The sequence below is a fragment of the Amycolatopsis nivea genome (assembly GCF_004522235.1).
GTDB lineage: Bacteria > Actinomycetota > Actinomycetes > Mycobacteriales > Pseudonocardiaceae > Amycolatopsis > Amycolatopsis nivea.
The window spans coordinates 77858-100113 of the sequence record NZ_SDLT01000023.1 but is presented as its reverse complement, the minus strand read 5'-3'; the positions used below and the strand labels follow the sequence as shown (position 1 = coordinate 100113).

Annotated in this window: 17 protein-coding genes; 12 read left to right on the top strand and 5 right to left on the bottom strand. The window is 69.7% G+C overall.

What is annotated here, in order from left to right; translation table 11 throughout:
* Positions 1–44 precede the first annotated feature (44 nt).
* On the bottom strand, positions 45–317 hold the full coding sequence (locus EIZ44_RS25670; protein ID WP_134731641.1) for a hypothetical protein: 273 nt from the start codon (positions 315–317) through the stop codon (positions 45–47).
* Positions 318–571: 254 nt separating this feature from the next.
* On the opposite strand from EIZ44_RS25670, the gene EIZ44_RS25665 reads away from it, so the two are divergent.
* From EIZ44_RS25665 to EIZ44_RS25625, 9 genes are all read left to right on the top strand, one after another.
* Positions 572–868, top strand: coding sequence for a hypothetical protein (locus EIZ44_RS25665; protein WP_134731639.1), 297 nt, complete (start codon positions 572–574; stop codon positions 866–868).
* Positions 869–1460: 592 nt separating this feature from the next.
* A complete protein-coding gene (locus EIZ44_RS25660; RefSeq protein WP_134731637.1) occupies positions 1461–2837 on the top strand; it encodes a flavin monoamine oxidase family protein in 1377 nt (458 codons plus the stop codon).
* Positions 2838–3337: 500 nt separating this feature from the next.
* Positions 3338–5221 carry a PAS domain-containing hybrid sensor histidine kinase/response regulator gene (locus EIZ44_RS25655; RefSeq protein ID WP_167754274.1) on the top strand — a complete coding sequence of 628 codons (1884 nt, stop codon included), beginning with the start codon at positions 3338–3340 and terminating at the stop codon, positions 5219–5221.
* On the top strand, positions 5218–5856 hold the full coding sequence (locus EIZ44_RS25650; RefSeq protein ID WP_134731633.1) for a response regulator: 639 nt from the start codon (positions 5218–5220) through the stop codon (positions 5854–5856). The genes EIZ44_RS25655 and EIZ44_RS25650 overlap by 4 nt, the downstream gene beginning before the upstream one ends.
* A gap of 272 nt (positions 5857–6128) precedes the next feature.
* The gene (locus EIZ44_RS25645) at positions 6129–7736 is read left to right on the top strand and encodes a purine-cytosine permease family protein (protein WP_134731631.1); all 1608 of its coding nucleotides are present in this window, start codon (positions 6129–6131) and stop codon (positions 7734–7736) included.
* Between the two features lie 36 nt (positions 7737–7772).
* Positions 7773–9848: a hydantoinase/oxoprolinase family protein gene (locus EIZ44_RS25640; protein ID WP_134731629.1), complete on the top strand. Its 2076-nt coding sequence runs from the start codon at positions 7773–7775 to the stop codon at positions 9846–9848.
* Position 9849: 1 nt separating this feature from the next.
* The gene (locus EIZ44_RS25635) at positions 9850–11616 is read left to right on the top strand and encodes a hydantoinase B/oxoprolinase family protein (RefSeq protein WP_134666052.1); all 1767 of its coding nucleotides are present in this window, start codon (positions 9850–9852) and stop codon (positions 11614–11616) included.
* 97 nt (positions 11617–11713) lie between these two features.
* Positions 11714–12970, top strand: a complete 1257-nt coding sequence (locus tag EIZ44_RS25630) for an aspartate aminotransferase family protein (protein ID WP_134666050.1) — start codon at positions 11714–11716, stop codon at positions 12968–12970.
* 27 nt (positions 12971–12997) lie between these two features.
* Entirely contained in the window at positions 12998–14551 is a 1554-nt protein-coding gene (locus EIZ44_RS25625; RefSeq protein ID WP_134731627.1) for an AMP-binding protein, read from the top strand.
* 130 nt (positions 14552–14681) lie between these two features.
* Here the strand turns inward: EIZ44_RS25625 and EIZ44_RS25620 are convergent, their stop codons facing one another.
* From EIZ44_RS25620 to EIZ44_RS25605, 4 genes are all read right to left on the bottom strand, one after another.
* On the bottom strand, positions 14682–15458 hold the full coding sequence (locus tag EIZ44_RS25620; protein ID WP_043827579.1) for an acetoin reductase: 777 nt from the start codon (positions 15456–15458) through the stop codon (positions 14682–14684).
* Positions 15459–15536: 78 nt separating this feature from the next.
* Positions 15537–16421 carry an MIP/aquaporin family protein gene (locus EIZ44_RS25615; RefSeq protein WP_037814443.1) on the bottom strand — a complete coding sequence of 295 codons (885 nt, stop codon included), beginning with the start codon at positions 16419–16421 and terminating at the stop codon, positions 15537–15539.
* Between the two features lie 118 nt (positions 16422–16539).
* On the bottom strand, positions 16540–17679 hold the full coding sequence (locus tag EIZ44_RS25610) for a glycerol dehydrogenase (RefSeq protein WP_134731625.1): 1140 nt from the start codon (positions 17677–17679) through the stop codon (positions 16540–16542).
* 154 nt (positions 17680–17833) lie between these two features.
* Complete coding sequence (locus EIZ44_RS25605; protein WP_134731623.1) at positions 17834–19285, bottom strand: AAA-type ATPase lid domain-containing protein; 1452 nt, start codon at positions 19283–19285, stop codon at positions 17834–17836.
* A 179-nt stretch (positions 19286–19464) separates the two neighbouring features.
* On the opposite strand from EIZ44_RS25605, the gene EIZ44_RS25600 reads away from it, so the two are divergent.
* The 3 genes from EIZ44_RS25600 to EIZ44_RS25590 are packed head-to-tail and all read left to right on the top strand — an operon-like array spanning position 19465 to position 22243.
* Positions 19465–20490 carry an amidohydrolase family protein gene (locus EIZ44_RS25600; RefSeq protein ID WP_134666042.1) on the top strand — a complete coding sequence of 342 codons (1026 nt, stop codon included), beginning with the start codon at positions 19465–19467 and terminating at the stop codon, positions 20488–20490.
* A complete protein-coding gene (locus EIZ44_RS25595) occupies positions 20490–21221 on the top strand; it encodes an iron-sulfur cluster assembly protein (RefSeq protein ID WP_134666040.1) in 732 nt (243 codons plus the stop codon). The genes EIZ44_RS25600 and EIZ44_RS25595 overlap by 1 nt, the downstream gene beginning before the upstream one ends.
* Positions 21218–22243, top strand: a complete 1026-nt coding sequence (locus EIZ44_RS25590; protein ID WP_134731621.1) for an NAD(P)-dependent alcohol dehydrogenase — start codon at positions 21218–21220, stop codon at positions 22241–22243. Before EIZ44_RS25595 ends, EIZ44_RS25590 begins: the two co-directional genes overlap by 4 nt.
* Positions 22244–22256: the final 13 nt, after the last annotated feature.

Below are 22256 nucleotides of genomic sequence, written 5' to 3'. Positions count from 1 at the left end.
CGCTCAGCGGTGCAGACCTCCAGGACGGCCCGGCGGACGCCGGATCACGGCTCCGCCGGGGCCTGGCTCAGGAATCCCGCATAGATGATCTTCATCAGGACCGCGTAGGCGTGCTGCTGGTCCGCGCTGATCTGCTGTTCCTCGGTCAGCCCGCTGTTCAACGCTTCGATCCGGCCGATGATGCGGTCCAGTCTCGCCAGGACATCGATCTGCGCGGGGATGAAGATGCCGCGTTCCACGAAGCGGATCACCGTGGCCACGTACTCCTCGGTGCCTGCCAGCTCACCCTTGGTGTCGCCCAGGGGGTGGTTCAGCACGCCGCGAGGGAAAGGAAGCCACCGCCACAGCGTGTAAGCATCCTGGAAGCTCAGCATTCCGCTCTTTCTCCGATTCTCCTTGTACTGCCCGACGTTGAGCTTATCCTTCCCGGAAGGTCTATCCATGACCGCTGGCCGGAAAGACGACACTGTCGTCCGGTCCGGCTTTGAAGGACACAGCCGGCCGGAAGCGACGTCCTGGCAGAAACCCTCTGTGCGGAGCGGACAGCCCCACGGGGGCTACGCTGCCGACCATGACGGCACAACCGCGTCGCGCCGCGGTCCGCGCCGAACTTCGCCCCGAATTCCAGCAGTTCGTCATTGGAACCGGCGACGTGCTCACCGTTGCCCGGCAACTCACCGAACGCACATCCGGTGCCGACGCAGTGACGTCGTCGGATACCTGCATGCTGTTCACGCTCCGGCCGGGAATTGCCGACGTCAGGCTGACTGTCGAAGTCTGGGCTACGCCACCGTCCCCTCCCCTGGCGCAGGTGCAGCGATTCACTAGCACGCTCCGGACTGAGAGCGAACTTCTCCAGATCGTCTGATGTCCGCGATTACTCCGTCGCCGTATTCCTGACCGAGTTGTCGCGCGAGCACGACGATGTCTTCGACACGGACGTGAGAACGGAAAACTGGCTGGTTCACCTCTGGTGATCTCCGCCAGGGCCCGGCAGAGGCAGGCTTCTGCCGGGCAGGCGGCCCGGTCCTCCCGAAACTTTCTCGAGCGAATCCAGCGAGAGTGCTCGTGAAATGCAATTCGGCATAGACCGGTCCGCACTGCAACGGTGGTCTTCTGAATAAGAGAAACTGTAGTAGTCGCCCGAAGCTCTCGGCAGCCATCGGGCGGGAACCTGGCGGATGGAAAGGTTCCGGATTTCCCGGCTGGTCTGTGGCCAAGGAACTCGGTGCATCGTGCACCGGCCCTCGGGAAATCAGGTGCGTTCTGCAGTGGGGAGCCGCTGTCGCTGGCAGGAACAGTGGAAAGCATCGGCAGCGGAAAGAGCGAGAACCAGGGCGGTCATGACAGCTGAGGCATCCGGACACCGGGCCGCCCAGCTGTGCGCGGGATTTTCGCGGCCGAGGCGATTACCCGATGCATCGCACACCACGCGGACCGCGTGTGTCAAGGAGGGAACTATGTCGAAATCTGTTGAGCGTGAACCGAATACCGTATCGGCGGACGTCGTGATCGTCGGCGCTGGATTCGCGGGGTTGACCGCTGCGGAACGACTCGCGGACCTGGGGGTGTCCGTGCGGGTCGTGGAGGGGCGCGACCGGATCGGTGGCCGGTCGTATTCCGGCGAGGTCGCGGGGGTCAAGGTCGATCTCGGGGCGACGTGGGTTTCGCGGCGGCACACGGAAATCCGGAATCTCGCGAGCCGGCTGGGGTGTACTACGACCTCGCAGTTCGCCAAAGGTCTCAATGTTCTGTGGATGGGCGGGGAGCGCAGTACCTACCAGGGCACCATTCCCGAGATTTCGACTGAGGCCGTGGAGGACATGGGCCGCGTGCAAGGGATTCTGCACGAGCTGCTCTCGACGGTCGACGTCGAAGCGGTTTGGGAGTCTCCGGAAGCCGACCGGCTCGATGCGATTTCGTTCGGTGAATGGCTCGACCAGAACGACGCGCAGCCTGGCACGCGTGCGCTGATGACCATTCTCAGCAAGGTGCAGTGGGGCTGCAGCCCGGGTGACGTCTCGCTGCTGCACGCGTTGCGCTACATCCGCGCGGCGGGCGGGGTTTCGCACATGCTGGACGTCGAGGACGGTCAGCAAGAGGAGCGTTACGCCGAAACCACTCAGGAGATCGCCATGCGGCTCGCCGGGAAGCTCGGCGACCGGGTGGTGGTGGGCACTCCGGTCCGGCGAATCGCGCAGGACGGCAGTGGCGTCACGGTCAGCACCGACTCGGAGGTGATCAACGCCAGGTACGCCATTGTCACCGCTGCTCCCGCGCACCGGGCCGACATCGAGTTCGAGCCTGCGCTGCCGGAGAAGGGCGAGTGGCTGGCCAAGACCTGGCGGATGGGCGCGTTGAGCAAGGCGTTCGTCGCCTACGAGAAGCCGTTTTGGCGCAGCAGCGGGCTTTCCGGCGAGGCACTGACCGACACCGGCACCGTGTTCATCACGTTCGACGTCTCGCCTGACGACAGCGGACCGGGCATTCTGATGGCCTTCTGCGACCCCCGGGTGTACGACAACTTCAGCCCGGAAGCCCGGCGGGACCGCGTCGTCCGGCAGCTCGTCGATCTGTACGGGCCGCAGGCCGGTGCCCCGATCGACTACGTGGACCACTGCTGGGGCACGGAACCGTTCGCCCCGGGCGGCCCGAATCCGGCGGTTCCCCCTTACGCGTCCGGCAGTTACGGGAGCGCTCTCGCCGAGCCGCACGGGCGCGTGCATTGGGCTGGGGTGGAAACCGCGGGCGAGTGGGCCGGAACGATGAACGGTGCGGTCCTGACTGGTCAGCGGGCTGCTGAGCAGGTCGCTCGGCAACTCGGTGTCTTCAAATAATTCGCGCTGTTTCCTCGGGAGCAGGACGGGTCGGTCCTGCTCCCGAGGACTCCTCGATCAGGTGAGCCGGGGCAGCGGGTGCACCGTTCCGGAAGAGCGCGGAGCCGCGTGCGGTGCCCCTCCCCCGCCACGTCCAGCGAGTCCTCGACCGTGAACGGGACGCCGTGAGACGCCGTCGCCCCGGCGAAACCGCTGCGGGACAAGTGCTTGGCGATACTGGACGCGGCGGTGCAGGATTCCGAACGCGCAACCGGTACGCCGCGTGCGCTCAAGTCATCAGCTCCGGCGGCGACCTGGGCAGGAATCCCGAAGTCACAGCGAGTATCGGCGCGGATCAGCTCCTTCAGCTCTGCGATCCGGCGGGCTGTCCGGGAAGCGCCGAGGTCATGACGCGGTCAGTTGCACAACGGCGACCTGAATCGAAAGAGCGGCCTCAGTTCGCCCTGCTTACCAGCGTCATGGGCCGACGCACTGCCGGTGTGCGCCTAGGATCTGCGGCTGTGGACGTGTCGCGCCGATCCAACGGAGTATCGACGGCGGCCGCGGAGCTGATCGAGCTCGCGGTCGCGCCGTCGTTGATCGTGCGCCACGGGCCGGACGGCGCCGAGGTGGTTGCCGCCAGCACGGCGTTCAGCGCGCTGCTCGGCCGTTCTGTTCCGGCGGGCACCTGCTTGAGCGAGCTGTTCCCGGCGCTGCCCGCCGACGCGCTCGCGGCTGGCTGCGGACCGCGCGAGGTGAGTCTCGCCGGTGCTGGCGGGGAGACTCCGGTGCTTCTGCGCGTCGACCGGTTGCGGTCCGACGAGCTCACCGGGCTGGTGCTCGTGCAGCTCGACGTCACCGCGTCGCGCTCCCGGGCCGATCGCGCGCTCTGGGAAAGCGAGCAGATGATGCAGGCGATCGCGGACGCGGTCGACGCGCTCATCTACCTCAAGGGCGCCGACGGGCGTTACCTGCTGATCAACAGTTCGTTCGAGAAAGCCACCGGGGTCCGCCGGGAGGAGGTCGTCGGGATGACCGACGACGACATCTTCGGCGCCCGGCTCGGCCGCACCTATCACGCCAACGACCGGCGCGTACTCGACGCGGCCCGGAGCATGATGTTCGAGGAGCTGGTCCCGGGAGACACGATCTACCTGTCGACGAAGTTCCCGCTGATCGGCGAGGACGGAAAGCCGTACGCGGTCGGCGGCATCTCGACCGACATCACCGACCGCAGCCACGCCGAGCAGGCCGTCCGCCTCGCTCGCGACGAGGCGGAGCGCGCCAACGCGGCGAAAACGGAGTTCCTGTCCCGGATGAGCCACGAGCTGCGCACGCCGCTCAACTCGATCCTGGGCTTCGGCCAGCTCCTGGAGCTCGACCTGCGGGGCGAGCAGGCCGACCGGGCGCACCGGATCGTGCAGGCGGGCCACCACCTGCTGAACCTCATCAACGAGGTCCTCGACATCACCACCACCGAGCACGTCGGACTGGACGTCGAGGTCGAGCCGGTCGGCGCGGTCGAGGCCTTCCAGGAAGCGCTGGTCCTCGTGCGCCCGCTGGCGGAGGCCCGCGGGATCACCCTCGCCCGGGATTTCCACGGCGGCCTCGACACCGCCGTCGTGGCCAACCGGCGCCGGCTCGCGCAGGTGCTGTTGAACCTGCTCAGCAACGCGGTGAAGTACAACCGCCCGGACGGCATGGTGACCGCGTCCTTCCGCGCCGGCGAAGGGCGGATCCGGTTCCTGGTCACCGACACCGGCCGGGGGCTGACCGCCGAGGAGGCCGAGCGGGTTTTCGCCCCGTTCGAGCGCCTCGACGCCGGCGGGACCGAGGTGGAAGGGACCGGTTTGGGCCTGACCCTTTCCCGCACCCTGGTCGAGGCGATGGGCGGGACGCTGGGGGTCGAGCGGTCGAAACCGGGCCGCGGAAGCGTGTTCTTCCTCGAACTGCCGGTCGCCCCCGGGGTGCGGCCGCAGCACGAGGCGGCGGAGACCGGGCCTGGCGAGCCGCTCGCCGACCTGTCCTCGGTGCACGTGCTGTACATCGAGGACGCCGACGCGAACGTCGAACTCGTGCGAGGCGTGCTCGAGCGGCAACGCGTCGCCGAGCTGACCTGCGCGAGGACCGGGGCCGACGGCGTCGCGCTCGCGCGCGTGGCCCGGCCCGACATCATCCTGCTGGACCTGCACCTCCCGGACGCCGACGGGGAGAACGTCCTCGCCCGCCTCCGCGCCCAGCCGGAGACGGCGGCGATCCCGGTGGTCGTCGTGTCCGCGGACGCGCTCGGCCCGCGCATCACCCGGCTCACCGAAGCCGGGGCCGCGGCCTACCTGACCAAGCCCGTCGACCTTCGTGCGCTCGTCCGCACGATCAGCGAACTGACCTCGGAGAGCCGCGGATGAACCTGGTGCGGGTGCTGCTCGCGGACGACCACCCCGTCTATCGCGACGGGCTGGCCGCGCAGCTGGGAAGCCATGCCGAAATCGAGGTCGTCGGAGTGTCCGGGGACGGCGCGCACGCGCTCGAACTGCTTCGCCGGACCGAACCCGACGTCGCGGTGCTCGACCTCATGCTCCCCGGGGCCGACGGAATCGAGATCATCGAGCAGTGCGCGCGCGAGGGCCTCGCGTCGCGATGCGTGATCGTCTCCGCGTACGAGGACAGCGCGACGGTCTACCGCGCTCTGGCCGCCGGCGCCCGCGCCTACCTGATGAAGATCGTCTCCGGGCAGACCGTCGCCGAGACCGTCCTCGCCGTCGCCGGCGGGGCTACCGTGATCCCGCCCGAGTTGCAGACGGGCCTGGCCGAGGAACTCCGGCGACAGGCCCGGCGGCAGGAGCAGCCGCCGCTGACCGAGCGCGAGCGCGATGTGCTGCGGCTCGCCGCCGAGGGAACAGCGATCAAGGACATCGCCGCCGAACTCTTCGTCGGCGTGACGACGGTCAAGACTCATCTTCAGCACGCCTACGAGAAGCTCGGCGTGAACGATCGGGCCTCGGCGGTGGCCGCGGCGATCCGGCGCGGCCTGCTCGACTGATCCCCCGCCACCGGCCGCGCGGAGGATGCCTTCCTCCTCCGGATGGCCGGAGCGATCTCCTCCCGAAGACCGTCCGCCGGGATGACCCAGGTCACAAGGGCCGCTCGTAGCGTTGTCCGCGGCGATCGACGGCCCGCCCACCCCCAGCGGCCCGGTCGCCGGAACCGCATTCGCCGGTTCGCAGCGTCGCCGCCCAGTCGACGGCGGCCCATCCGGTCGTGTCCGCCGCACCCGCCCGCGGCGGACGACCATGGCCATCCGAGGACTGCCCCATGACTGCCGATTCCTTCCCGGAGACCGAACACCCCGTCAGACCTCCGCTCCGCATCACCCGCACCGACGACCCCGCGGTCGTCAAGCAGGCCGCGACCCAGGACTACGCCACCCACGTCGTGCCGCTGACCGGCCGGGCAGGCCGGACGTCCCTGTCGATGGCGTGGCTCGCGACTTTCAGCGCGATGTTTTGGCTCTACGTAGCGGTTTCGGTGGACCAAGCCGTCGGCCGCACGAACGCCGTCGTCGGCATGGTTCTCGCCTCGGTGGTCTTCGGGCTCGTTCAAGCCGTGCTGGTCCGCTACGCCATTCGTTCCGGGCTCACCGTGGCCCTGCTTTCCCGACGGCTGTTCGGTTATCTCGGCGGCGGCCTCGCTCCGCTCCTGCTCGGCGCCACCGCGATCTACTACGCGGTCTTCGAGGGCTCGGTGATCGCGGTCGCGCTGCAGCGGTGGTTCGCGCCGACCAGCGACATCCGCATCTGGTACGCGATCGTGGTCCTCTACGCCGTGCCTCTCGTGATCGGCGGAGTCCAGCGCTGGCTCGACCGGCTCAACGGCGTGCTGCTCCCGCTCTATCTCGCCGGGCTCGTCGCGCTGGTGCTCGCCGCCGGCATCCAGCACGGATTCGCGTCCGGTCTGGCAGCCACGCCGACGCCGGCCGGGCTCGCGCTTCCCGGCTGGGTCACCGCCTTCATGGTCTACCTGGGCACCTGGGTCCTGATGATGTTCGCCGTCGACTACGCCCGCCTTGGCCGCCCTTCAGACGCGCGGTTCCACTCGCGGGTCACCTTCGGAATTCCTTACTACTTGGCCACATTCGTGCTCAACGGCGTCATCGGCATCTTCGTGACCACCGCCGTCCTGCCGGGGCAGGCGGCCTCGGAGACCGGGGTCATCGACGCGGTGCTCGGCACCCTCGGGGTCGCGGGCCTGCTGTTCATCCTGGTCAGCCAAACCAGGATCAACACGGCGAACTACTACGTCGCCTCGACCAACCTGGAGGCGTTCGGCGAACGCGCGCTGCGGCTGCGCTGGCCCCGGATCGCCTGGTCGGTGATCGCCGGAGTCATCGTCTTCGCCTTCATGCTCACCGACGTGCTGTCCTATCTGCTGACCGCACTGGCGTGGCAGGGAGTGTTCGTCGCCGCCTGGGTCGCCATCGCGCTCACCCACATCGGGCTGGTCCGCGGGGACCGCGACGGCATCCCCGAGTTCCGTCCCGGCCGGCTCCGCAACGTGCTGCCCGGCCTCGCGGCCTGGATCCTCGCCTCGCTGACCGGGATCGTGCTGACCGAATCCGGCCGCCCCGGCGCCTGGTACACGACCCTCGCACCGGCGATCACCTGTGTCCTCGCCGCGCTCCTGTACGCCGTCGGGACGCGGGTCGGACGGTCGCCCTTGCTGCCTCGCGGCGACGACCCGCGCGACGAGGTCGACGACGTCTGGGGCGCCCGGATCCGGTGCCACGCCTGCCAACTCTCCTACACCGCCATCGAAATGGACCGCGACCCGTCCGCCGGTCTGGCCGCGATCTGCGCGGGCTGCGCCGCGGAATCCGCCGATTTCGTCCGCGCCGCCCGTCGCGCCGGCGCGCGCACTGCCTGACCGGCCGCTCCGAACCCTGCTGAAAGGACTGGACCAGTGCCCTACAAGATCACCGTCGACACCGGCGGCACCTTCACCGACGTGGTCGTGACCGACGCCGACGGCCGCCTCACGATCGGCAAGGCACCGACCCGCGAGCGAGCTTTCGACGGCGTGCGCGGAGGAGTCGAGGTCGCCGCTGCCGAACTGGGCATCACCGCCGGGCAGCTGCTCGCGGACACGACCACGTTCGTCTACTCCACGACTCGCTCGACCAACGCCATCCTCGAGGGCCGCACCGCCCGCACGGCGCTGCTGGTCACCGAGGGCTTCCCGGACATCCTCGTGCTGCGCGAGGGCGGGAAACACGACGGATTCGACCTCAGCGTGCGCTATCCCGAGCCCTACGTGCCCCGCGCGCTCACCAGCGAAATCCCGGAACGCATCGACTCCGAGGGCGACGTCGTGCGACGCCTGGACGAGGACGCGGTCCGGGACATCCTCCGCCGGCTGCGCGCGCAGGACGTCGAAGCCGTCGCGGTCTGCCTGCTCTGGGCGATCGTCAACGGTGCGCACGAACGCCGCGTCGGCGAGCTGATTTCCGAGGAGCTGCCCGGGATTCCCTACACGCTCTCGCACGAGGTCAACCCGATCGTCCGGGAGTACCGGCGAGCCTCGACGGCCGCGATCGACGCCTCCCTCAAACCGATGATGAGCGCGCACCTGTCCGCCATCGCCGAGGATCTCGCCGCCGCCGGGTTCCGCGGGGAACTCATGGTCGCGACCTCGTTCGGCGGCGTGCTGCACCTGCCCGACGCCGCGGCCCGGCCGGTCGACACGGTCCGCTCCGGACCCTCGATGGCCCCGGTGGCCGGACTGACGTTCGCCCGGGCCGAGAACGACAACCGCGACGTGATCGTCTGCGACACCGGCGGGACGAGCTTCGACGTCTCGCTCGTCCGGGCCGGCGCGGTCACCTTCACCAACGAAACGTGGCTCGGCCCGAAGTATCTCGGGCACCTGACCGGAACGGCCTCGGTGGACATCCGCTCGATCGGGTCCGGCGGCGGCTCGATCGCGTGGGTCGACAACGGCGGGCTCCTGCGTGTCGGCCCGCGCAGCGCCGGCGCCGATCCCGGGCCGGCTTGCTACGGCCGCGGCGGGACCGAGCCGACCGTCAGCGACGCCGCCTGCGTCCTGGGCTACCTCGACCCGGACACATTCCTCGGCGGCCGCATGCCGCTCGACCGCGACGCCGCCAACACCGCGGTCGACGGGCTCGCCGCGACGCTCGGGCTCAGCCGGGAGAAGACCGCGGAGTCGGTCCTGACCGTCGCGAACGAGCACATGGTCGGCGCGATCCAGGACATCACCATCAACGAGGGCGTCGATCCCGCGCGGGCGCTGGTCGTCGCGGGCGGCGGTGCCGCGGGGCTGGGCATCGCGGCGATCGTGCGCGCGCTCGGCTGTTCCTCGGTGCTGATGCCGCGATCGGCCGGAGCGCTCAGCGCGACCGGCGGCCAGTTCTCCGACATCGTCGCGGAGTTCACCGCCAGCCAGTTCGCCGACACCAGGTCCTGGGACTTCGAAGCGGTGAACAGCGTCCTCAAAGGACTCGACGAGCGCGCGGACGAGTTCGCCGCCGGACTGCGCGAGCGCGGCGTCGACGGCATCACCGTCGACCACCTCGTCGAGGCCCGCTACGCCTACCAGGTGTGGGAGCTGGAAGTGCCAGTCGGCGCGCAGATCGACGACGCCGACGGTCTGGCCGCGCTCCGGCAGGCCTTCGACGAGGCTCACGAGCGCGTCTTCTCGGTGAAGGAACCCGGTGCGCCGTTGGAATGCCTGACGTGGAAGGCGCGGCTGCGCGCCCCCGTCGGAAGCCGCGCGGTCGCCGCGGTCACCGAGCGCCGGGACGGGCTCGAACCGGTCCGCACGGGCGCGGACCGCGTCAAACCGGCCTACTTCGACGGCGCTTGGCACGACACGACTGTCGTCGCCGGAGGGTCGCGACCGCCCGGCACCGTCCTCGCGGGGCCGCTCATCGTCGAGGAACCGACCAGCACCCTCGTCGTGCCGCCGGGCGCCCGCCTGCACGTCACGTCCGCCGGCAACTACCTCGTGGAGGTCTGACATGACATCCGGGACCCTCGACCCCGCCCAGATGGCGGTCATCGCCAACCGGCTCGACACGATCGTCCGCGAGATGACCAGCACGCTGCTGCGCGCCGGCCGCTCCTCGGTCATCGCCGTCGCGCGGGACTTCTCCTGCTCGATCGTCACCGGCGAGGACGAACTGCTCGCCTCCGCCGAAGGCCTGCCGGTGCACATCTTCGGCGCGCATCTGCAGACCGCCGAACTGCGCCGCCGGCATCCCGACCTCCGCGACGGCGACGCCTACCTCGACAACGATCCTTACGTCGGCGGCTCGCACCACGCCGACCACACGATCATGGTGCCGGTGTTCGTCGGCGACACGCACCTCTTCACCGCCGTCGCCAAGTCGCACCAGGCCGACATCGGCAACAGCATGCCCACGACCTATTTCGCGATGGCCAAGGACGTCTACGAGGAGGGCGCGCTCAACTTCCCGTGCGTGCAGGTCCAGCGCGACCGCGAGGACATTTCCGACGTCATCGAGATGTGCCGCAGGCGGATCCGGGTGCCCGACCAGTGGTACGGCGACTATCTCGCGACGCTGGGCGCGGCCCGGACCGGCGAACGCCGGCTCAAGGAACTCGTCGACGTCTACGGCCTCGAGCTGATCCGGCAGTTCGTCGCCGAGTGGTTCGACTACTCCGAGCGCCGGATGACCGCGGCGATTTCGGCGCTGCCGTCCGGGCGTTACGTGCGGCACGGGCAGCACGACAGCGTCGGGCCGCTGCCCCCGATCCCGCTCAAGGTGGACCTGACGGTCGACGCCGAGGCGGGCCGGGTCAGCATCGACCTGCGCGACAACCCGGACTGCGTTCCGGCGGGCCTGAACATGACGCGTTCGACGGCGACGAACATGGCGATCGCCGGGCTGTTCAACAACATCGACCCGACCGTGCCGCACAACGCCGGGGCCTTCCGCCGCGTCGAGGTCCTCCTGCGCGAGAACTGCGTCGTCGGGATCCCCCGGCACCCGACGTCCGCCTCGATGGCCACCACGAACGTCGCGGACCGGCTGGTCAACCTCGCCCAGTCGGCCCTCGGCGAAGCGGGCACCGGCCACGGCGTCGCCGAGGGCGGCACCGGCATGGGACCGGGCATGGGCGTCATCTCCGGGACCGACTGGCGGACCGGGATGCCGTTCGTGAACCAGATGTTCGTCGCCAACAACGGCGGACCCGCCTCGCGGGACTGCGACGGATGGCTGACCTGGATCCTGCCGGTCTGCGCCGGCCTGCTGTACCGGGACTCGATCGAGATCAACGAGCAGAAGTACCCGGTCCAGTTCGACTACGTGCGGCTGCTCCCCGACTCCGGCGGGCCTGGCAGGCACCGCGGGGCCAACGCGATGGAACTGGCCTACACCGCACGCGGAAACCCGGTCGACGTCGTGTGGACGCTCGACGCCCACGAGTCGCCGCCGAACGGCATCCACGGCGGCGGCCCCGGCGCCACGGCCGCGGCCGCGCTCCGCCACGCGACCGGCGAGGTCACCGACCTGCCGGGCACCGGCGCGATCGCCCTCGAACCGGGCCAGTACGTGCTCAACACGACCGCGGGCGGCGGCGGATTCGGCGACCCGCGTACCCGCGACGCCGACGCGGTACTCCACGACGTCGCCGAGGGTTACGTCACCCGCGACGCCGCCGCGGAGGTGTACGGCGTGGTCATCGTCGGAGAAGGGCACGCGCCCCGGGTCGACCATGACGCGACCCAACGGCGACGGGCCGCCTTGGGAGCAGTGTGAGCGAGGCGCCGTGGCCAACGGCAATTGTGGCCACGGCGCCATCCATTTCAACGCCGACCTCGGCGATTGCTTCGGTCTCTCGAGGAGGGATTTCCTGATGGCACTGGAAAGTTCGCGTCTGGCTTTTGAACGGGCCCGGCGCAGCATCGGCGGCGGGGTGGCGTCGGGGTTGCGCCTCGCGATGCGGCCGCATCCGCTCTATGTCCGCGAAGCACGCGGTGCGCACGTGTGGGACCTCGACGGCGACCGTTACGTCGACTACGTCATGGCGTGGGGACCGATGCTGGTCGGCCACAGCGACCCCCGCATCGTCGAAGCAGCCTGCGCGGCCGCGACCCGGATGCAGGTCGTCGGCACCGGCCACGCCCTGGAATACCTGGCCGCGGAAGCCGTCCTGGACGCGGTCCCGCACGGGCAACGACTGCTCTGGAGCAACACCGGCACCGAAGCCGTCCAAATCGCCCTGCGCCTGGCGAGGGCGGCGACGGGTCGGCGGCGGGTGGTGAAATTCGCCCGCAGCTACCACGGCTGGCACGACAGCGTCTACGCCGGACTCGCCGACACCGACACCGACCGGGCCCCCGCACCGGCGTCCAAAGGCCAGACGCCCAGCGTCCTCGACGACCTCGTCATCGCCCGCTTCAACGACATCGCCATGGCCGAACGCCTGCTCGCCGAAGCAGTGGAACGCGACATCGCGGCGGTGCTCGTCGACCCGATCATGAGCAACGGCGGCGTCGAAGCCCCGTCGGCGGAGTTCCTGCCCGCGCTGCGCGCCCTGTGCGACCGGCACGACGTCGTCCTCGTCTTCGACGAAGTGATCGCCGGATTCCGCATCGCCCGCGGCGGTGCCGCCGAGAAATACGGCGTGCACCCGGACCTGTCCGTGTTCGGCAAAGCCATCGCCGGAGGATTCACCCAGAGCGCCGTCGTCGGCCGCGCCGACCTGATCGATCAGGTGACGTCCGGCGTGGTTCATGCCGGGACGTTCAACGCCAACCCCGTCGCGTTGGCCGCCGTCGAGGCGACCATGCGCGTGCTCGCCGACCCCGAGGTCTACCTCGCGCTGGAACGCGTCTCCGAGGAGTTCCAGAACACCGTCGGCGCCGTGCTCGCCTCCGCACCGGGCCGGGGCAGCCTCAACCGGGTCGGCTCGCTCCTGCAATACGTCCCCGACGGCGGCGCCACCGGCCTGCACGGAACCGGTGGCCCCTGGAGCCACATCCTCGACGGCATGCTGCACCACGGCTTCCTCTTCATGCCCTCGGGAAAAGTCTTCCTCTCCACCGCCCACACCCCCGCCGACATCGACGCCACCGCCGACGCACTCGACAAAGTGCTCCGCCAGCTGTAGCCCGCCCATCTTCAGAAAGGACCGCGGATGCCACCGCCGTTGTCGTTCGAACCCCTGACCCCGACGTCGTTCCTCGATCGTGCGGCCGCGGCGCACGGCGACCGGACGGCGGTGATCGACGGGGACCGGCGCTGGACGTACACCGAGTTCCGCGAGCGGTGCACCCGCCTCGCCGGTGCGCTGGCGGGAATGAGCGAGGCCCGACCCGTCGCGGTGCTGGCGCCCAACACGCATGTGCTGCTGGAAGCGCACTTCGGCGTGGTGTGGGCAGGAGTGCCGCTGGTGGCGGTCAACACCCGGCTCTCCGCGCGGGAAATCGCCTACATTCTCCAGCATTCCGGGGCTTCGGTGCTGATCCACGATCCGTCGTTCGACGCCCTCGCCGACGACGCCCTCGCGCGGCTCGACTCCCCTCCCCGACGGATCCGCGCCGGGGAGGATTACGAGGCGCTCCTGGCCGCGGCCGAACCGGTGCGGCATACGCCGTCCGACGAATTGGCGCTGCTGTCGATCAACTACACCTCGGGAACGACCGGCCGGCCCAAAGGCGTGATGTACCACCATCGCGGGGCCTACCTGCAGTCCATGGCGATGGTCGGCCACACGGGATTGACGCCGTCGGCCGTGCACCTGTGGACCTTGCCCATGTTCCACTGCAACGGATGGTGCTTCCCGTGGGCGGTGACCGCGGCCGCCGCGACGCACGTGTGCCTGCCGAAAGTCGACCCCGCGCAGGTGTGGCGGCTGATCCGGGAGGAGGGCGTGACGCACCTCAACGGCGCTCCCACCGTGCTGTCGATGATCGCGTACGCCGAGGAGGCGGCCGCCCTCCCTGCGGGGCGAACCGTCCGGATCGCGACCGGCGGCGCGCCTCCGTCGCCGGCCATCCTGCGGCGGATGGAGTCCCTGGGCTTCGACCTCACGCACCTGTACGGGCTGACCGAAACCTACGGCCCCGCCATGATTTGCGACCGGCGCCCGGAATGGGACTCCCTCGAAGAGCGCACCCGGGTGCGGCTGATGGCGCGCCAGGGCGTCGGGAACATGATCTCGTGCGTCCCGCGGGTGATCGACGAGGACGGGAACGACGTCCCGGCCGACGGCGAGACCGCGGGGCAGATCGTGTTGCGCGGCAACAACGTCATGCTCGGCTACCTGGACGATCCGGCCGCGACCGCAGCGGCGGCGCCCGACGGCTGGTTCCGGACCGGGGACATCGGCGTGGTGCACTCCGACGGCTACGTGGAACTGCGCGACCGGGCGAAGGACATCATCATCTCCGGCGGGGAGAACATCGCGTCGATCGAGGTGGAGCAGGCGATCATGGACCACCCCGCCGTCCGCGAGGCAGCCGTGATCGCGGTACCCGACCCGCGGTGGGGCGAGGTGCCCGCGGCTTATGTCACGCTCCTCGACGGGCTCGCCGCGACCGAGCAGGAGATCATCGACCACGTCCGGCAACGGCTGGCCCGTTTCAAAGCCCCGAAGTCCGTGACGTTCGGGGAGCTGCCCAAGACGTCGACGGGGAAGATCCAGAAGTTCGTGCTGCGCGAACGGCGTGCTGCGAGCCAGGCTGGCTGATGGAGGTCACCGGGGATTCCTTTTTGGACACTCGCGCGGGGTGCGGTCGACGAGCATGATGGCGGCGTTGGCCACAAGCACTCCCAAGCTCCGGGCGCCGTGGGCCGGTGCCCGGAGCTTAGGGCGCGGTTCAGGAGAACTGGATCCCGCCGTCGATCATCACGGACTGGCCGGTCATGTAGTCCGAATCGGGCGACGCCAGGTAGGACACGTAGCTGGCCACGTCCTCCGGGACGGAGACCCGGCCCAGGTGGATGAGGTCGGAGTACTTCGCGATGGCCTGGCCCTTGCGCAGGCCTTCGGATTCGGCCAGTTTCTCGTCGATGAGGTCCCACATCGCGGTGCCGACGATGCCCGGGCAGTAGGCGTTGACGGTGATGCCGTGCTTGGCCCATTCCATCGCCGCGGCCTGGGTCAGCCCGCGGACGGCCCACTTCGACGCGGAATAGTGGCCCAGCAACGCGAACGGCCGGTGCGCGACGATCGAGGCGGCGCCGATGATCTTGCCTCCCCCGCCCTGTTCGATCATCTGTTTCGCGGCGGCCTGGTAGCACAGGAACATGCCGCGGGCGTTGACCGCCATCATCCGGTCCCAGTCCTCCGGCGTCAGTTCCAGCAGCGGCAGGACCTGCGCGATGCCCGCGTTCGCGACCATCACGTCCAGGGAACCCAGCGCCTGCACGGTTTCCCCGACCATCGCGGTCACCGCGGCCGGGTCGGACACGTCCGCGGTGACTGTCGCGGAGCGGCGGCCGGCTGCGCGGATTTCCTTGGCTACCGCTTCCAGTTCGCCCGCGTTGGCCGGGATGTCGTTGACCGCGACGTCGTGCCCGTCCGCCGCGAGGCGCAGTGCGATTCCCCTGCCGATGCCCCGGGCGGCACCGGTGACGAGAATGTTCTTGCTCATGCGACAACTCCTTTGTCTTCGCTGGGATCCGGCAGAAATGTAGGCGGCGTTTCGGGGCCGTTCAACGCGTCGGTTGTCTCACTTTGAGACGCTTTTCCCGAGTGGGAGCGAATCGCGCGCGTGCAGGACATCGCCGATGAAGAAGTCGTACAGCAGCACTCCGACGGCGCCGCCGATCAGCGGTCCGACGATCGGAATCCACAGATAGCCGCCGGGGCCGGGCAGTGCGGCGTCGCCCCATCCGGCAAGGAATGCGAAGAGCCGCGGGCCGAGATCGCGGGCCGGGTTGATCGCGTAACCCGCGTTCGCGCCGTAGGAGAGGCCGATCGCGGCGACGGTGAAGCCGATCAGCAAGGGAGCCATTTTCGGCGTCGACGCCGCGATCCGGCCGTCGATGATCGCGAGCACCACCGCGAGGAGCACGGCGGTGCCGACCACTTGGTCCAGCAGCGGTCCGAGCCAATCGGTGAAATAACGCGCGGGCGCGGTCGCGAAAATGGTGAACGTCGTGTTCTTCCCGTCGGCACCGGCTGCCGCCTCGAACGCGCGGATGGCCGGGTGGTACACCGCGAAAACCAGTGCAGCGCCGGCGAACGCGCCGAAAAGCTGAGCGCCGCAATAGCCGGGAACCCGCCGCCACGGAAACCGCCGCCGCAACGCCATCGCGAACGTCACCGCGGGATTGAGATGCGCGCCGCTGACGCCGCCCGCGAGCAAGACGGCGAACGCGACCGCGAACGCCCAGCCCCACACGATCAGCATCCAGTCGCCGGTGCCCTGGAAGATCACGGTGGGGCCGGCGGTACGGCCCGAGCCGGGCAGTCCGGCCACCGCCATGGCGACACAGCCGTCGCCGAGCGCGATGAGCACGAACGTGCCGAAGAATTCGGCGAGCAGGTCACCGTAGCCGCCGCGGAGCCGTGCGAGGGCTCCCTGCCTGCGCAAAGGTGGTGTGTCGGTCACTGGTCCTCCTTGACCCGAAGTGACATTCGCCCGTCCCGCAACCGCTTCAGGCGGGCAGGGTTGAATACCCGGGCGGCGGCAAGGGGTTTCCGCCGCTGCCCGGACGGTCGCGTTTTCGTCAGGCGTGCGCCAGATACGGCACCGGGTCGGGGAGTTTCGCCTCGCGGCGGACCCTGGTCGCGAAGCGTTCGATCGAGGCCAGCGCGCTCGCGACGTCGCGGCTGTGCACCTCGAACGGCATAGCGTGGATGGTCTCGCCTTCGGCGGTCGCGGCGTCGGCGACCGCGCGCAGGCTGTCGTGGTCGTCGCTGCGCAGGCCGACTTCGGTCAGTGTCGTCGGCAGTCCGACCCGGGTCGTGAACTCGACGAAGTCGCGGACCTCGCCGGACGGCGCGCCTTCCAGCACGAGTTGCGCGATCGATCCGATGTTGACCTTCTGGCCGTGCGCGAGCCCGTGGGTGGCCGCGACCGCCGTCAGTCCATTGTGGACGGCGTGCGCCGCGGCGAGTCCGCCGGATTCGAAGCCGAGGCCGGACAGCAGTGTGTTCGCTTCGATCACTTTTTCCACCGCCGGCGTGACTTGGGAATCGCGTACCGCGTCGACGGCCTGAAGTGCGTTGTCCCACAGCACTTCCCAGCTGAGTTTGGCTAGCGCGGTGCCGGTGACCGTGGGCAGCCCGCCCGCCATCGTCGTCGAGTTCGACTGGGCGGTGGCGCGCGCTTCGAGCCACGTCGCCAGTGCGTCGCCGACCCCGGCGGCGAGCAGTTCGACCGGCGCGTTAGCCACCACCTGCGAGTCGACGAGCACCAGGTCGGGGTTGCGCGGAAAGAACCGGTACTCCTCGAATTCGCCGTTTTCGGTGTAGATCACCGAAAGCGCGCTGCAGGGGGCGTCGGTCGAGGCCACCGTCGGGCAGTTCGCCCAGCGGATCCCGGCGAGGTGGCCCGCGGCCTTCACCGTGTCGATCGCGCTCCCGCCGCCCACCGCGACCGCCACATCGGCACCGGTTTCTTGCAGGACACCAGCGATCCGATCGACCTCCGCCGCGCTCGGGAGGCCGCGGAACGTCTCCCGCCGCACCGGCAGGCCCGCGCTCTTCAACGACGTCTCGACGTCGTGGCCGACCATTCCCCACACCAGATCGTCGGCGACGACCACCGGCCTCGCCCCGATCGGCGCGAGATATTCGCCGAGCCGCCGGATCGCGCCGGCTCCTTGGACGTACCTGCTCGGGCTGATCACGGTGCGCAGCGACATTGCTGATGCTCCTTCGGATTTGCCGAATCCATGTCCTTCGACCGGCCGGTGGCCCGATCGTAGGCAGGCGGCAAGCGGAGCGGCGCGACCTGCCGTCTCACTTTGAGACACCCGGCCGGTCCCACTGAACGTCGCTACGGCGCGGCTGTCCGCGTCACGAGCGAAACTGGCGCTGGTCGATCCCGTACTGGGCCATTTTGCGGTAGAGCGTGGCCCGGGCCATGCCGAGTTCCTCAGCCGCGGCAACCACTGTCGCCCCTTGCTGCGCGAGGCAGCGGACGATTTCGTCGCGTTCGAGTGCCTGCAGGCGGTTGAGCCGGTGCCCGGCGTTCGTGAAGATTTCCGCGGGCAGGTGCCTGCTGTCGATCGTCTCCGAGCGCGCGGCAGCGGCCTGGACCACCCGCCGGAGTTGTTTGACGTTCTCCGGCCAGTCGTAGGCGCACAGTGCGCGCGCCGCCGAGGGCGTGAACGCGACGGCCCGCCCCCGCGACTGGTGGGCGAAGTGGTGCGCCAAGGGCAGCACATCGTCCGGCCGGAAGCGCAGCGATGGCACCTCGACCACGGTGTCCACCAGCGGCAGGAGCGCGGCCGGGACCTCAGCGGAGGCGGCGGTGAGCACGAACGACGCGGCACTGCCCCGCTCGCGCAGCGCCGCGAACCGGGCGGCCAGTTCGCTCGCCGCCCACGCCGGCAACGCGTCGACGCCGGCCACGATCACGCAAGTGTCGTCCTTGCCCAGTTCGGGCTCCCACACCGTGAGCCACGTCTGCACGTCCTCCGGGGCGGGCGCGCGGGCGTTGAGCAGCCGTTCGCGCGAGTGCAGTTCCCGGCGCGCAAGCGCCGCCAGCGCGGTCTTGCCCGCCCCCGGCTCGCCCGTCACGAGGACCGTCCGTCCCCAGCGCATGGCAGCCGAGGCTTCGGAGACCGCGTGCTGCCAGGTCGCCGACAACCGCGGCGGATCAAGCCGGTCGGCATACATCCGGTACACCTCGCCGCGCGGCGCCGGACGCGACTGCCGCCCGGACGCGCGCGCCAGCATCAGCGCGCTGGTGTGCCCCGCCGCGGTCTGCGCGAGCGCGAGCAGCAGCTCCGAGGACTGCTCCGACCAGGTCGTGAGGTTCACGCTGCCCGCCAGCGCACCGCTGATCGGCTCCAGCACCGGGACCGCGGCGCACGTGTAGCCGCGGAGGCTGGTGCAGTAATGCTCCCCTGCGCGCACCAAGGACGGCACGCGGTCGGCGAGCGCTAGCCCCAGTCCATTCGTGCCGGCATTGCTCTCCGCGAAATAGAACCCCGGCGCCAGGTGGACCCGGTCGAGCGACCGCGTGATCCCCATGTCCCCGCACATCCGGCTGAGCACCAGGCCCTCGGCGTCGGTGAGCATGAGGCTGATCGGCTCGTTCGCGAGCGTCGCGTGCAACCCCTCGAGCACTTCGTTGCCGCAGTCGTACAGCAACGATTCAGTGTCCACCGCACCGCTGAACACCGGGGTGACCTCGTCGCCGGGCACCCCGTAACGCTCGCTGCGCTGCCACGAGGCGCGCAACCGCGGTGCGGTCGAACCTCGCGGCGCGAGCGGCCCCGATTCGCGCGGGCTGTGCGCCATATCGGCCTCCCAGGAGACGCGCCACTGCGTCGGACGGGATCGAGGCTACCCGCGCGCGGGCGCTCCGCAGTGCGGCCGCTGTCTCAAACTGAGACAGCGCGGCCCTGCCTGACCTGCGCCGGGATCCCTACCGTCCGAGTCCGGACGTGCCGATGAGGTCACGACGGGAGAGGAAACCGATGTACACCAAGGACGGGGAGAGCTACTACATCCTGGACGCGCACGTCGCGCTCTGGGACGCCCGGCCGGGCAACCAGCGCAACATCCACGGCAAGCAGTTCATCGACTGCTTCTACGACTACCACCGCAACCTCAGCCCGGAGTCCGAGGTCTGGCCCTACGAGGACTACCTCTACCAGGGCGGCGACCGGCTGATGAAGGACCTGTTCGCCGACGGCTACGTCGACCACGCGATCTTCCAGCCGGCCCTGCTGCCCGCGTTCTACACCAACGGCTTCGGGCAGACCGAGGAAGCGTTCGCGCTGGCCCAGCGGCATCCGGACAAGCTCACCTACAACCACTGCTGGGACCCCCGGTTCGGCGAGGACGGGCTCAAGCAGCTGCGCGAGGACGCGAAACGGTTCGGGCTCAAGGGCGCCAAGCTCTACACCGCCGAATGGTTCGGCGATTCGCGCGGCTGGAAGCTCGACGACAAGTGGAGCTACCGCTACCTGGAGGCGGCCCAGGAGCTGGGCGTCAAGAACATCCACATCCACAAGGGCCCGACGATCCGGCCGCTGGACCGCGACGCGTTCGACGTCGCCGACGTGGACAAGGTCGCCACCGACTTCACCGAGCTGAACTTCGTCATCGAGCACTGCGGGCTCCCCCGGCTGGAGGACTTCTGCTGGATCGCCACGCAGGAGCCGAACGTGCACGCCGGGCTCGCCGTCGCGATGCCGTTCATCCACACCCGGCCGCGGTATTTCGCGCAGATCATCGGGGAACTGCTGTACTGGCTGGACGAGAACCGGATCCAGTTCTCCAGCGACTACGCGATCTGGACGCCGAAGTGGCTGGTGGAGAAGTTCGTCGACTTCCAGATCCCGGCGGACATGACCGAGTACCCGCCGCTCACCACCGAGGTCAAGAAGAAGATCCTCGGGCTCAACGCGGCGGCGATGTACGACATCGAGGTCCCGGCCGAACTGCGCGTCGCCGACGATCCGGCCGAGGCGACCCCCGACGCGGTGGCGGTCGGCTGATGCCCGCACTGGAAGAGCGCGCCCGCGCCGCGCTGTCCGCCGTCTTCGACCCCGAACTGGACGAACCGATCACCGATCTCGGCTTCGTCCGTTCGCTCGAAGCCCGCGACGGAACGCTGACCGTGCACCTGCGGCTGCCGACTTCGTTCTGTTCGCCCAATTTCGCGTACCTGATGGCGTCGGACGCGAAGGACGTGCTGACCGCGCTGCCCGAGGCGGGCCGGGTCGAGGTGCTGCTGGACGACCACCACGATTCGGACCTGATCAACCGCGGCCTCGCCGCCGATGCCGGCTATCGCGGCACGTTCGGCGACGAGGCGGAGCAAGACCTCGAGCAGTTGCGCGCGACGTTCCGGCGCAAGGCGCACACCGCGGCCATGGAACGGGCGCTCACCGCGCTGCTGCGCGCGGACGGCGACCTGAGCGAAGAGGCGCTGCACGACGTGACGCTCGGCGACCTGCCTGACGACCGGGTCACCGCCGCGCTCCTGCGCCGCCGGGAAGCGCTCGGTCTCGCGGTCACGCCGGACCAGCCGGTGCTCGTCGACGACCTCGGCCGGCCGTATCCGAAGGAGGAAGTACCGCTGCGGCTGCGGTTCGCGCGGTCGGTCCGGATTTCGATCGACGGCAACGCGCACTTCTGCCGCGGCCTGCTCCGCACCCGTTATCCCGAATCCGCGGCCGACCAGGCGCCGCGGCCCGGCTCGCCCGAGGAGGCCCGAGCATCGTGAAAGCAGTCCAGGTCGTCGGTTACGACCAGCAACTTCGGCTCGCCGACGTACCCGTCCCCGAGGTCGCCGGCCCGTACGACGTCGTCGTGCGGATCGGCGGGGCCGGCGTGTGCCGCACCGACATCCACATCCTCGAAGGGCAGTGGGCGGAGAAGTCCGGCGTCGCGCTCCCCTACACGATCGGCCACGAAAACGCGGGCTGGGTGCACGCGGTGGGCAGCGCGGTCACCAACGTCGCCGAGGGCGACAAGGTGATCGTGCACCCGCTGATCACCTGCGGCCTGTGCCGCGCCTGCCGCGCCGGCGACGACGTGCACTGCGCGGCCAGCCAATTCCCCGGCATCGACACCGCGGGCGGTTACGCCGAGTACCTCAAGACCTCCGCGCGCAGCGTGGTGAAGCTCGACGATTCGCTGGAACCGGCCGATGTCGCCGCGCTCGCCGACGCCGGGCTGACCGCGTACCACGCGGCGGCCAAGGCAGCGCGGCGGCTGCGCCCGGGCGACCGGTGCGTGGTGATCGGCGCCGGCGGGCTCGGGCACATCGGCATCCAGGTGCTCAAGGCGCTCACCGCCGCCGAACTGATCGTGGTCGACCGCAACGAGGACGCGGTGAAGCTGGCCGAATCGATCGGCGCGGACCACGGCGTGGTCGCCGACGGCGGGCACGTCGCCGCGGTGCGGGACCTGACCGGCGGCGAGGGCGCGGAGACCGTGCTCGACTTCGTCGGAGAGGGCGGCGCGACCCGCGACGGCGTCGCGATGCTGCGCCGCGCGGGCGACTACCACGTGGTGGGCTACGGCGAAAACATCGACGTGCCCACGATCGACATCATCTCCGCCGAGATCAACTTCATCGGCAACCTGGTCGGCTCCTACACCGATCTCTGCGAGCTGATGGTGCTGGCCGCGCAGGACCGCGTGCGCCTGCACACCGCGACCTACCCGCTCGAGTCCTTTCAGGACGCGCTCGACGACCTGGCCGCCGGCCGCGTCCGCGGACGCGCGATCCTGGTTCCCTGAAACGGAAAACCGC